This window comes from Marinobacter alkaliphilus, assembly GCF_055394375.1.
In genome coordinates this window covers 2,209,761-2,222,340 of sequence record NZ_AP043751.1, presented here as the reverse complement: position 1 = coordinate 2,222,340, position 12,580 = coordinate 2,209,761, and the positions used below count along the sequence as shown (strand labels likewise).

General features: G+C 58.3%; 11 protein-coding genes. 7 read left to right on the top strand and 4 right to left on the bottom strand.

Going from position 1 to position 12,580, the window contains the following annotated elements; all coding sequences use genetic code 11:
* The first annotated feature begins 180 nt into the window (after positions 1-180).
* The 7 genes from ACZ5Q2_RS10155 to yjgA all read left to right on the top strand — a co-directional run bounded on the left by ACZ5Q2_RS10155 (position 181) and on the right by yjgA (position 5,864).
* Positions 181-1,716: an RNA polymerase factor sigma-54 gene (locus tag ACZ5Q2_RS10155; protein ID WP_432210183.1), complete on the top strand. Its 1,536-nt coding sequence runs from the start codon at positions 181-183 to the stop codon at positions 1,714-1,716.
* A 75-nt stretch (positions 1,717-1,791) separates the two neighbouring features.
* Positions 1,792-2,094, top strand: a complete 303-nt coding sequence (gene hpf, locus ACZ5Q2_RS10150; RefSeq protein ID WP_432210184.1) for a ribosome hibernation promoting factor — start codon at positions 1,792-1,794, stop codon at positions 2,092-2,094.
* 98 nt (positions 2,095-2,192) lie between these two features.
* The gene (gene ptsN, locus ACZ5Q2_RS10145) at positions 2,193-2,660 is read left to right on the top strand and encodes a PTS IIA-like nitrogen regulatory protein PtsN (protein WP_319634622.1); all 468 of its coding nucleotides are present in this window, start codon (positions 2,193-2,195) and stop codon (positions 2,658-2,660) included.
* A gap of 40 nt (positions 2,661-2,700) precedes the next feature.
* A complete protein-coding gene (rapZ, locus tag ACZ5Q2_RS10140; protein ID WP_072676727.1) occupies positions 2,701-3,585 on the top strand; it encodes an RNase adapter RapZ in 885 nt (294 codons plus the stop codon).
* A gap of 6 nt (positions 3,586-3,591) precedes the next feature.
* Entirely contained in the window at positions 3,592-3,861 is a 270-nt protein-coding gene (locus tag ACZ5Q2_RS10135; RefSeq protein ID WP_072676726.1) for an HPr family phosphocarrier protein, read from the top strand.
* A 94-nt stretch (positions 3,862-3,955) separates the two neighbouring features.
* Positions 3,956-5,317: a magnesium transporter gene (gene mgtE, locus ACZ5Q2_RS10130; RefSeq protein ID WP_061331534.1), complete on the top strand. Its 1,362-nt coding sequence runs from the start codon at positions 3,956-3,958 to the stop codon at positions 5,315-5,317.
* A 10-nt stretch (positions 5,318-5,327) separates the two neighbouring features.
* Positions 5,328-5,864: a ribosome biogenesis factor YjgA gene (gene yjgA / locus ACZ5Q2_RS10125; RefSeq protein WP_061331535.1), complete on the top strand. Its 537-nt coding sequence runs from the start codon at positions 5,328-5,330 to the stop codon at positions 5,862-5,864.
* Between the two features lie 26 nt (positions 5,865-5,890).
* Here yjgA and ACZ5Q2_RS10120 read toward each other — a convergent pair whose 3' ends face one another.
* From ACZ5Q2_RS10120 to ACZ5Q2_RS10105, 4 genes are read right to left on the bottom strand one after another with little or no spacing between them, the layout of a single operon-like run.
* Positions 5,891-6,715 (bottom strand): carbon-nitrogen hydrolase family protein, encoded by an 825-nt coding sequence (locus tag ACZ5Q2_RS10120; protein WP_432210185.1) that lies wholly within the window; start codon positions 6,713-6,715, stop codon positions 5,891-5,893.
* Positions 6,716-6,727: 12 nt separating this feature from the next.
* On the bottom strand, positions 6,728-10,459 hold the full coding sequence (locus tag ACZ5Q2_RS10115; protein WP_432210186.1) for a YhdP family phospholipid transporter: 3,732 nt from the start codon (positions 10,457-10,459) through the stop codon (positions 6,728-6,730).
* Positions 10,460-10,498: 39 nt separating this feature from the next.
* Entirely contained in the window at positions 10,499-11,980 is a 1,482-nt protein-coding gene (rng, locus tag ACZ5Q2_RS10110) for a ribonuclease G (RefSeq protein WP_061331537.1), read from the bottom strand.
* Complete coding sequence (locus ACZ5Q2_RS10105; RefSeq protein ID WP_230713047.1) at positions 11,977-12,579, bottom strand: Maf family protein; 603 nt, start codon at positions 12,577-12,579, stop codon at positions 11,977-11,979. The genes rng and ACZ5Q2_RS10105 overlap by 4 nt, the downstream gene beginning before the upstream one ends.
* Position 12,580 lies beyond the last annotated feature (1 nt).

The window sequence follows — 12,580 nt, the reverse complement described above, 5'->3', positions numbered from 1 at the left end:
GAAGAAAACCCCTCGACGACCGAGGTCTGATTGTTTTGATGATCTGTAGCAAGTAAACTCGGCAAAGAACTTGCTTATACTGACAACAGTGAGCGGCAAGTAACCAGCGTATAACAATTTTTTTGCCTGACAGCAGGCAACGTCACTACCGGGACACCCTTGATTTATGGATCTTGAGCCATGGTTATGAAAGCCTCATTACAGCTTAAGATGGGCCAGAGTCTGACCATGACGCCCCAGCTGCAACAGGCCATTCGCCTGCTTCAGCTTTCCACCCTCGACCTTCAGCAGGAAATCCAGCAGGCACTGGAATCCAACCCCATGCTGGAAACCTCCGAGGATGACGATCAGTCTGACATCCCCGATACGGATGCCGACACCCGGGACGAACATAAAGACCGGGATTCCGACCACGATGAACCAGCCACCGAGGCTGCCTCTGACTGGGATGAAAACGAAAATGGCCCGGACTGGGCTTCCGAAAACGACATCCCGGATAACATCCCCGACGACCTGCCCGTAGACACCGCCTGGGACGATATCTACCAGTCTGCACCGGCGCCAGCCAGCAAAGGGGACGACGAGAACGAGTCGGATTTCGAAACCCGCAATTCACCAGCCGAGACCCTCCAGGACCACCTGGAATGGCAGCTCAACCTCACCCCCATGAGCGAGCGTGACCAGGCAATCGCCCACGCCCTGATGGACGCTGTGGATGAGCGCGGTTACCTGACCTCACCGATTGAGGAAATCCATTCCGGCCTGCAGGACGAAACTGAAGAAGACCCCCTTGAACTGGACGAGGTAGAGGCGGTCCTGCACCGGCTACAACACTTCGACCCGCCGGGCGTGTTCGCCCGGGACCTGCAGGAATGCCTGCTGATTCAGCTCAACCAGTTGCCGCCAGATACCCCCTGGCTTCGACTGGCCCGCCTGGTGGTTACCCAGTTCCTGCATTTGCTGGGCAACCGGGATTACGCGCAACTGCTGCGCCGCAGCCGACTCAAGGAAGATCAGTTGCGCGAGGTTCTGGCCCTGATTACCAGCCTCAACCCTCGCCCGGGTGACGTGGTAGACCGAGCGGAGCCGGATTACGTGATACCAGACGTCATCGTCCGAAAACACGAGGGCCGGTGGCGTGTTGAGCTCAATCCGGAGATCGCCCCGAGAATTCGGGTCAACGCCAGCTACGCATCACTGATCCGTCGCGCCGATAGCAGTGCTGATAACACCTACCTGCGGGATCAACTGCAGGAGGCCAAGTGGTTCATTAAAAGCCTGCAAAGCCGCAATGAAACGCTGCTGAAAGTCGCCACCCGGATTGTTGAGCACCAACAGGGTTTCCTGGACCAGGGGGAAGAAGCGATGAAGCCGCTGATCCTCTCGGACATCGCCCAGGCCGTGGAAATGCACGAATCCACCATTTCACGGGTCACCACGCAAAAGTATATGCACACACCCCGCGGCATTTTCGAGCTGAAGTACTTTTTCTCCAGCCACGTCAGCACCGCTGAGGGCGGAGAATGTTCCTCCACCGCTATTCGTGCGATGATCAAGAAACTGATTTCAGAAGAAACTCCAAAAAAGCCGTTGAGCGATAGCAAGATTGCAGCCATGCTTGGAGAACAGGGCATCAATGTAGCCCGGCGCACCGTTGCCAAATACCGGGAGGCCATGCACATTCCTCCTTCAAACGAGCGCAAACGACTGGTTTAATGTTTTTTCCGGTGCATGAAGCACCGGACACGCAGCCCGGTGGCAACACCGGCATGATGACAACAGGAGACGCCTATGCAACTCAACATTTCAGGCCATCACGTAGACCTGACCCCTGCATTGAAGGATTACGTCAACACCAAGTTCGAGAAGCTGGAGCGTCACTTTGACCACATCAGTAACTGTCAGGTGACGCTGCAAGTTGAGAAGGTACGTCAGATGGCTGAAGCCACCCTGCATGTCATCGGTGGCGAGATCCACGCAAAGGCAGAGAGTGAGGATATGTACGCCGCGATTGATTCGCTGGTGGACAAGCTGGACCGCCAGATCCTCAAGCACAAAGAAAAGAATGTAGACCGGATGCACGGCAACGGCTGAGCGCGCTCATCGCGCCACCGTACCGGGTGTTTCAATGATACGAGCTGCGGCGGGCAATACCGGCCGCAGCCTTTTTTTTACGGAATCACAGTCGATCCATGAGCGATACATCCCTGACCATCGACAACATTCTGGCTCCCGAACTGACGCTGTGCCGAGTGCCAGCCTCCAGTAAAAAGCGGGTACTGGAAACCATCGCAGAGCATATTCATCATCAGGATGAAATCCTCAGCGACACCGAGATTTTCAACAATCTGGTTTCTCGCGAGCGGCTTGGCAGCACCGGTATCGGCCAGGGTATTGCCATACCCCATTGCCGGCTGGAGGGGCTGGACCGTGTGATCGGCGTGCTGATGACACTGGAAGAGAGCATCGACTTCGATGCTATCGACAATCAGCCGGTCGACCTGGTGTTTGCCTTGATCGTGCCCAAAGAAGCCACCAGTGAACATCTGGAGCTGTTAAGCCAGTTGGCCGAGAAATTCAACGACAACGGGTTCTGCGAACAGCTTCGCCAATGCCAGGATGCAGCATCCCTTTACCAGCGCATGACCGCGGCATCCTGATAAGCATTAGCACCAACAGAAGCAGGCAGGAGCGTCCATCATGAAACTGATCATCGTCAGTGGCCGATCCGGGTCCGGTAAGAGTACCGCGTTGCATGTGCTCGAAGATCTGGGTTTTTATTGCATTGATAACCTTCCCATCGGACTGCTGTTCCCGCTGACCCGGGAAGCGGCGCAACAGGAAACGCCGGGGCGGCTCCGGAAAATGGCCGTCAGCATCGACGCCCGCAACCTGTCTGCCGAACTGGCCAACTTCGAACAAATCTATCGCCAGCTTCGCGATGCGGGAGTCGTTGTCGAGATTATCTTTCTGGATGCCGATGAACAATCCCTGTTGCAGCGGTTCCACGCCACACGCCGGAAGCACCCGCTGAGCGACGACCGCACCTCCCTCCGAGAAGCCATCACCAACGAAAAGGCACTGTTGGAACCGCTGTCAAAACTGGCAGACCTATACATCAACACCACCGGCATGTCGATGTATGAACTGCGCGACATGGTCAAACAGCGAGTGGTCGGTCGCAAGGATCAGGAGCTTGCACTGCTGTTCCAGTCATTCGGTTTCAAGCATGGCGTACCGGTCGATTCCGATTACGTTTTCGATGTGCGCTGCCTGCCCAACCCATACTGGGATACCAGCCTGCGCAAATACGTCGGTACCGATCAGCCGGTTATCGAGTTTCTCGAGCGGGAACCTCTCACCGGGCAAATGGTGGACGACCTGATCCGCTTCCTGGATACCTGGCTGCCCTCGTTTGCCGACAGCAACCGCAGCTACATGACCATTTCTATTGGCTGTACCGGTGGCCAGCACCGTTCCGTCTATGTCTGCGAGCAACTGGGCCAGCACTTCCGCACCCGATACAACAATGTGCAGGTTCGTCATACTGAACTTCCCCACCTCCAGGCCCGAGGGGAGATCTGATCCAACATGATCTGCCGCCCTGTCACCATCATCAACAAACTGGGCCTGCACGCCCGAGCCACCGCCAAGCTGGTGGCCACCGCCTCCGGCTTTGACAGCCAGGTGCGGATACGCGGCAAGGGCCGGGACGTGGATGCCAAGAACATCATGCAGGTGATGATGCTGGCTGCCAGCCAGGGCACGGATATTGAACTGGTCGCCGACGGCCCTGATGAGCAGGAAGCCATCGAGGCACTTGTAGAACTGATCGGTGATTATTTCGGCGAGGGGGGTTAAGCACACCCTGGTTCGTCATTCACCTACAATCCTTTCTCACCTGACGGCGCTAACTCCGCTATAATGCGACGGTTTTCTGATCGCAGGTGGTTTCATGACCGATATTCTGGAAAAAAGTCAGGCCCGCCAGCGCCTTCGCTCCCTCAGTGAGGCCCTGGACAGTGGCGCGCTCAAACAGGTTGCCCGCATCCTTAACGGCGGCCTGAGCCCCAGCGATATCGCACACCTCCTGGAATCCTCCCCGCCTCGCCAACGCGCCCTGCTGTGGAACCTGGTCGATAAGCAACTGGAAGGGGAAGTACTCCAATATCTCGGTGACGACATCCGGGCCTACTTCCTGAGCCAGCTGAACGCTCAGGAACTGGCAGATATCATTGAGGATTTTGAATCCGACGACCTGGCCGACCTGCTCCAGCAGCTGCCAGATACGGTGATCCAGGAAGTCCTGGACACCATGGACGAGCAAGACCGGCAACGGGTAGAGGAAGTGCTCTCCTACCCGGAAGACACCGCCGGCGGCTTGATGAATACCGACACCATTACGGTAAGGCCGGATATCAGTATTGACGTGGTGCTGCGGTACCTGCGCCGCCACCGCAGCCTGCCGCCCATGACCGACAGCCTGATTGTGGTCAGCCGGCGGGACGAATTCATTGGCATGTTGTCCATCACCCGCATGCTGGTGTCCAACCCGGCTTCCACGGTGCGGGAAGTCATGGACACCGATATCGAGCCGATTCCGGTCACCCTGTCCGACACCAAGGTGGCCACCCTGTTCGAGCGCTACGACCTGATCTCTGCTCCGGTGGTGGGTGACGACAATAAGCTCCTGGGCAGGATCACCATTGATGACGTGGTCGACGTTATCCGGGAAGACGCTGATCACTCCCTGATGAGTATGGCCGGTCTTGACGAAGACGAAGATACCTTCGCACCCGTAATGAAAACCACGCGCCGGCGTGCGGTCTGGCTTGGCATTAACCTTATTACAGCCTTTACCGCCTCCGCAGTGATCGGGTTATTCGAGGAGACCATCGCCAAAGTAGTCGCCCTGGCGGTGCTGATGCCCATTGTCGCCAGCATGGGTGGCATCGCTGGAAGTCAAACCCTGACGCTGGTCATCCGTGGCATGGCTGTGGGGCAGATCAGCGGTGCGAACGTTGGCTGGCTGCTCAACCGGGAGTTTCTGTCCAGTGTACTGAATGGACTGTTGTGGGCTCTCGTGGTGGCTGCCGCCGCTATAGCCTGGTTTCAGGACTGGCTCATTGGCGCCGTGATTGCTGCGGCACTGATCATAAATCTGGTGGCCGCCGCACTGGTAGGCACAGTGCTGCCTATGTTCCTCAAGTCAAGGAATATTGATCCTGCTCTGGCGGGTAGCGTCATCCTGACCACGGTTACCGACGTTGTCGGCTTTATGGCCTTTCTCGGACTGGCCACCATTTTCTACGCTTGAGGAGCCCACCATGAGCCAATCCGATAACCGCCCGCACCACGAGGAGCTCGAAGAAGATTTCGGCCCGAGCAAATCCCAGATCAAGCGGGAAATGCATGCGCTCCAGGACCTGGGTAAACAGATGCTGGATCTCAATGACGAGCAATTGGCGTCACTGGACATCAGCGACACCCTGAAGGCTGCCATCGTGGAATCACGGCGCATTAATCAGCGCGAAGCACGCCGCCGACACCTGCAATACATTGGCAAGATCATCCGGCAGGAGGATGACCCGGAAGCACTGGCTCGTGCCATCGGTGCATTCAATGCCGGCAGTGAGGAGCACACCCGCCGGCATCACCTGGCCGAGCGCTGGCGCGACAGGATGATCTCCGAAGGCGACAAGGTGGTGGGGGAGTTCATCGATTATTGCCCGGCGGCGGACGTGCAGCACCTGCGCAACCTGGTTCGAAATGCCCGCAAGGAAGTGGAGAAACAGAAAAATACCGGTCAGGCCCGAAAACTGTTCCGGGCCCTCCGGGAATGGATTGACGACGCAGAGCAGTAAAGCAACCCGCTGAGCGGAGTTCTAAGTTAAAGACGGCGGTGCTCCCAGACCGGCATTCTGGCCCGAACCTGGTTCAGTTTTTCCATATCCAGGTCTGCCACAACCAGGCCTGGGCCCTCATCCAGTTCCGTCACCACCCTGCCCCAGGGGTCACAGATCAAACTGTGGCCATAAGTCTTGCGTCGCTCACTGTTTTGCCCCCCCTGGCCGGGGGCAACCACCCAAACCTGGTTCTCGATGGCCCTGGCTTTAATCAGTGGGTGCCAATGGGCGTCTCCAGTTTGCCAGGTAAAGGCGCTGGGCAGGCACACCCACTCGGCACCCTGTTCCCGCAGCGCCCTGAACAGTTCAGGAAACCGCAAGTCGTAGCACACAGCCATCCCCAGCCGGCCGGCGGGAGTATCCACGGTAACCACCTGGTCACCTGGCTCGAAGGTATCCGACTCCCGGTATTGGCCATGGGAATCCTCTACCATGGCGTCAAACAGGTGAATTTTGTCGTAACGGGCAACTTCCTCGCCCTGATCGTTGTAGACAATGCAGCTTGCACGCACCCTGTCGGGAACATCAGAACCATCGGGTCGTGTTGCCAGTGGCATGGAACCACCTACAATCCATAGCCCCAACCTCTCGGCCTGTTCTGAAAGAAAGCGGCGGATCACCGATTCACCGCCACTTTCCTGCCGACCGCACTCGCGCATCTGAGCAGTGGCCAGAACCGCAAAATTCTCAGGTAATACTGCCACTTTCGCACCTTGGGCGGCAGCATCACGCAACAGGGCCTCAGCCTCGGCCAGGTTACCGGCCAGGTTGTGACCGCTGACCATCTGAATCGCTGCAACTTGGGTCATGCTCCGACTCCTCTATTCACCCGTATCGAAAACCCGTCGTAGCTCCACTTTGGGTTCGCTCCAGCTACCGGTGACACTGTAAGTGGCGCTGGTCAACTTGCTCAATGGGTCACCCAGAATTTTATCCAGGACAAAGAGTGCGCCGCCAATGGGGGCGCTCGCTCCCATCAGTATGGCAGCCAGGGGCAGGTTCTGGGTAACCGGAAGCACCAGCACCAACCGCATATCCAGGCTCTCATCGGCCATATTGGTGGATCCACTCATCTTGAAAGCCCCCGAAGGCCCCACCAGTTGCAGCTCTGGGTCCAGGGTAACCAGCCCGTTTACAATGACAGCCTTGCCGGAAATGGCATCAAACGCAATGCCCCGCTCATAAAGATCCGAGAAGTCCAGGCGCAGCCGGCGCCAGAGCGTGTCGGTGTTGAGCAGGTTGAAAATTCTGAACAACTGGGCTGAGCCACTTTGCTCCAAAATGACGCCGTCATCCAGGCGGACACTGAGCTGGCCACTGAGCTGCTTCAGGGCAAATTCATCCGGTCGGCCGGGCCAGTCCAGATCCAGGTCAACCTGGGTCTGCTCATTATTCATTGGAATCGGCGCACCGGTCAGTGCCTCCAGCTCCCGGAGGCGGCCGCCTGAAAGGGTTCCGACAAATCGGCTGGTTTCGCGATCATCAACCACACTCCAACTCATTCTGCCGGTGAGCGCCAGCGTCTCCAGTTGCCCTTCAATTTCCTCGATGTTCAGGTGGAACGGCTGCGGCCGCATGGCGAACTGCCAGCGGCCGGCAGACTCATCGCCCAGCCTGAGGTCCGCGATGGTCACATCAATATCGGGCCAGCTCCCCACGTCCAGAGCTCGAAACGCTTCCAGTTGCTCCTCCAGGGTCAATATCTGCCGGTCCTCCTGGTCTTCACCCCCGGTATCTGAGCGCATCAGACTGAGTCGTTGCAGATCGGCTTCAATCGTTCCCTGCGTGGGCACCATCACCCTGCCCTGAACCCGATCAGATTCCGTGTTGAACACCCAACGATCTCCCAGATCCAGTGCATCGATCTGGATATTCCTGAGACTGTGCCCCGCCAGGTTCAGTTCACTGAGTCCCAGCTCAAAGCCCGACGATTTCCACAGCAGATCAAAGGCCAACCGGTCCTGCCAGTCCCCCGTCACACGGACACCCTCATTTTCGGTAGGGTCTATCCATGCCTGCAACCGGGCCTGATCCGACTCTCCCTTACCCAGAGGCTGCGGCCAGTCCAGTGCCAGGCCTTGAAAATCGGAGGATACCGTTATCCGGGAAGCGCGCTCATCCGACACGCTCAGCTGTGCCGAATAATCCAGGCTGCCCGACATCCCGAGTGCGGAGCCCTCCGGCAACCCGAACTGATGCAAAAACGACGGCAATGGAACCCGGCCGGTCTGACGAATAGACAAGGCTGCGCCCTTACCTGCCGGGCCCTGTTCTGATTGTTCAAACTCAACAGTCACCGGTTGCCCGAAGAACTCCGCCAGAAGAGGCTCTCCGGAAAACCCCCGACGGGTATCGTAGCGGACCTCGCCCTCGATTCCTGCCCAGACCAATCCCGCTGCCGGGTAGGAGATCCTGGCTCCGGACGTTGCCACCCGTGCGTTCACCGCTGTCTGCTCACCAGCCCCCAGTGGCAGATCAATATTCAGGGCTAACCGGTAGAGCCCCTGATAATCCAGCTCTGTGGCGGCCATTCCGGCCATGTCGCCAAGCGGTGTCTCGGTCATCCAGAACGGCACGCGCTCACCTGGCACATCGGCTTGTGCATCAACCCTTACGCGAGTCGGCCCCTCGCCATCTCCCGGCACAACCCTTACGACGCCCGAGCGCAGTTCCAGCCCGCCTGTCAGTGCCTGTTCCAGAGTGACCAGAGTGTCTGCATTCTGAACCTCAACCCGGCCACGGGCGCTCTGCACTTCCGGCCAGCGTTCGTCGTAACGGACAACACCATGGTCGAACTCGTACCACATGGATGAGACAAACGATCCCCGGGGTGCCCCGGAATCGATCCGGCCGTGACCGTAATACTCACCGGCGGTGATATCGGCTTCGATAATGGCGGTGGTTAACCACTGATAGAGCCCCGGGTCCACCACCTTGGCCGGGACAAAATCTGCGAGCATGGACGCATCGCCGTTCTCAACGCCAACGCGCAAGCCCAGGTTGTCTTCGCCAAACCGATCCAGCCTTAAATCAAACGCTCCGGTGAGTGTTGTACGGTCGGCGTAGGTAAATCGGAGATCGTCGGCAAATACACGGGTTATCGGGCCGGCCAGCTCCCAGGATACCGTGCCAGCCATCGAATCCAGCGGCCAGCCAGCCTCATAGAGTTTTGGGAAGCCCAGGTAGGCGGGCCCGGTGGTATCGAGGGTTACATGGCCTGAATGCGCCGTCATCAGGATATGACCATCAAGCCCACGGGCGGCCGGCGCCCCTTGCGCGGCCTCAACCGACACCTGCCGCAATCGACCGGACAGCTGGAAGCCGGCCGGATCTTCCGGCAGCGTCAGGATCACGTCGTCAAGGTAGCCGGATGGCCGGTATTGCTCTAGCGCATGATTGGCCACGGCCGGAAGCAACGGAAGGTTCTGCACAAGCCGCCGGATCGGTGCCAGCGGCACGCCATCGGCAATCAGGATATTACCTCCGGAATCGGGCTCAAGGCGCAATCCAAAGGGTTGGACATCGTGGTCCAGCCACTGCCACTGCAGTTGCTGGAGCTGTAAGGGACCATCCCGGCGCCAGCCAAAACGAGCCTGGATACTCTCCAGGGGAGCCAGCGACTCCATATTGACCCCGAGCTGCAAATAGGGCGTTTGCACCATCCCCTGAACCTGCTCCAGCTCACCGCTGTCAAAGGTCAGCCAGGCACGCCCGCCCAGATCTGCCCCCTCTACACGAAGACCGCGCCAACTCAGATCGTCCACCAGACCATCAAACAGACGCCCGGAATCGACATCCACATACAACTGGCCGGTAAATTCGCCCCGGAAAAAGTGCTGCCCCACAAGGGCAAAACTGGCGAGCTGGGTCGTGGTTCCTGGCTGCATGGCCCTGCCCGAGGCCTGAAACAAACCACGGCGGTAGACCAGGTCCAGTTGGGGAATATCGAAATGCCGGGTATTGCCTGAACCATCATCAATGCCAAGGCTGATCCGGGTCATGGTCAGCCGCGGATCAGACAGCCAGCGCCCGGCCAGCCTGAGCCAGGTTTGCAGGTCCTGGCCACCGGGGCGGGTCAGGTCGGTCAGCTCATCCGGCGGCTCGAGCAGGTCCAGGCCGGACCGTCGGGCCAGGCTCACGGTTAAGCCATCGGCCTCGAAGTCCTCGAACACCAACCGGAATCGCAGTACCGATGACAGAAAATCCAGACGCAGTCGCAAGTGCTCAAGCTCAGCAATGGCTTGGCCAGTTTCAGGATGGTGAACGGTCAGATCAGAGGCGGTCACCGCCGGGTCAAGCCAATGCCAACGGGAGGAAAGATGACCAACGCGGACATCCAGCCCGGTACGATCAGAGAGTTGCCCGGAAAGCTCGCCGGTGAAACGATCGATATTACTGGTCAGCTGTCTCCCCAATCCAACGTACAGGGCAAACACCACCAGCAAGGCGAAGATAAACCACCAGACTCCGTTTGCCAGGTGCTCCAGTAACTGCGCCAGCTTGCCGGCGCCCCGGCGCTGCTGCTGAGCTTGCTCCTGTTCACGGCCTTGCATCGTAATCGATACTCCTTCGACAGCCCGGTTCAGCGGGCGTCAGAGCAGGACCACATCGTACTGTTCCTGACTGTAGAAGGGTTCTACCTGGAAGCGTATGGTCTTACTGATAAAGGTCTCGAGGTCTGCGACATTGTCGGATTCCTCGTCGAGCAGACGATCAACCACTTTCTGTGACGCCATCACCAGATAGTTCTCAGCTTCATAGGCCCGGTTCACCCGGAGAATCTCGCGGAAAATCTCATAGCAGACGGTCTCTGCCGTTTTCAGGAAGCCCCGTCCATCGCAGATCGGGCAAGGCTCGCACAGCACCTGCCCAAGGCTTTCTGTGGTGCGTTTTCGGGTCATCTCCACCAGGCCAAGTTCCGAGACACCGGTGATCTTGGTTTTGGCATGATCCCGCTCGAGCATCTTCTCCAGCATCCTGTGTACCTGGCGCTGGTGCTCCGGGTCGTCCATATCGATAAAGTCTATGATGATGATACCACCGAGGTTTCTGAGCCTCAGCTGCCGGCTGATGGCACGGGCGGCCTCCAGGTTGGTCTTGAAGATGGTTTCTTCCAGATTCCGGTGGCCGACAAACGCGCCGGTATTGATATCAATGGTGGTCATCGCTTCGGTCTGGTCGATGATGACGTAACCACCGGATTTCAGCTGCACCTTGCGGCTAAGGGCCTTCTGGATCTCATCCTCGACCGAATACAGATCAAAAATCGGCCGCTCACCGGGATAGTATTCAACCTTGTCGGCGAATTCCGTGACGAACTCCTGCACAAACTCTATTACCCGCTGGTAGCTTTCCCGGCTGTCGATGCGCACTTTTTCTGTCTGCGGCCGGATTAGATCCCGAATGGTGCGAATGAACAATGGCAGATCCTGGTAGACCACGGACGGTGCGGGCGCGCTACCAATCCGATCCTGTATGGACTGGCTAAGCCGATGCAGGTAGGCCATATCGGCGATCAGGTCTTCAGCCGCCGCCGCTTCCGCTGCCGTGCGGATAATATAGCCACCCTGAACGTCGTCGCTCTGTTCAGCCGCCTCTTCAATCAGGGTCTTCAGCCGAGTGCGCTCGTTGTCGTCCTCAATCCGCTGGGAAATACCAATATGGCTGACCCCCGGCATAAACACCAGGTACCGGGAAGGAATAGAAAGCTGGGTCGTCAACCTGGCTCCCTTGGTGCCGATGGGGTCCTTGGTGACCTGAACCACGAGCGATTGCCCCTCACGCAACAGGGTGCGGATATCCGGCACGGTTTTCGGGCCATCCGAAGGCTCCTCCGGCCCGGACTGACTGCAGGCAACATCCGAGGCGTGTATGAATGCGGCCCGCTCCAGGCCAATATCCACAAACGCCGCTTCCATGCCCGGCAACACTCGAACCACCTTACCCTTGTAGATATTGCCAACAATACCCTTGCGGCTGGTCCGCTCGATGTAAGCTTCCTGAAGCATGCCGTTTTCGACCAACGCCACCCGGGTTTCCACCGGCGTAACGTTGATGAGAATTTCTTCGCTCATGTTTGGCTCTCCTTACAACTCGGCCAGTTCTGCCAGACCGGAAAACCGGCCTCTGCCAACAACCCGGCGGTTTCCAGGAGGGGCAAACCCACCACCGCGCTATAGCTGCCCTGCAATTCCTGGACAAAGATACCACCCAGGCCCTGAATGCCGTAGCTACCGGCCTTATCCATGGGCTCGCCACTATCAACATAGGCCCGGATCTCGGCCTCGGAAAGGCTTCGAAAGGTCACGTTGGTGACCGACAGGTGCGATTGGCAGACCTCTCCCCGCGCCAGCGCCACCGCCGTCATCACCTGGTGTTGCTGGCCAGACAACCGGGCCAGTGTGGCTTTTGCCTCCGCCGCATCGACCGGTTTCCCCAGAATCTTACCTTGCAAGACCACCGAGGTATCCGAGCCCAGAACCAGTGCGTCAGGATTCTCACCGGCCACTCTTAACGCCTTCTCACGAGCCAGGCGTTCCACATAATGCTCCGCCGACTCACCCTCGGCCACGGTTTCATCAATATCCGCGGGCTGCACCTGGAACGTCAGCCCGATTTGCTGTAGCAGCTCAGCCCGGCGAGGAGAGGCGGATGCAAGAATCAGTGTCTTCATG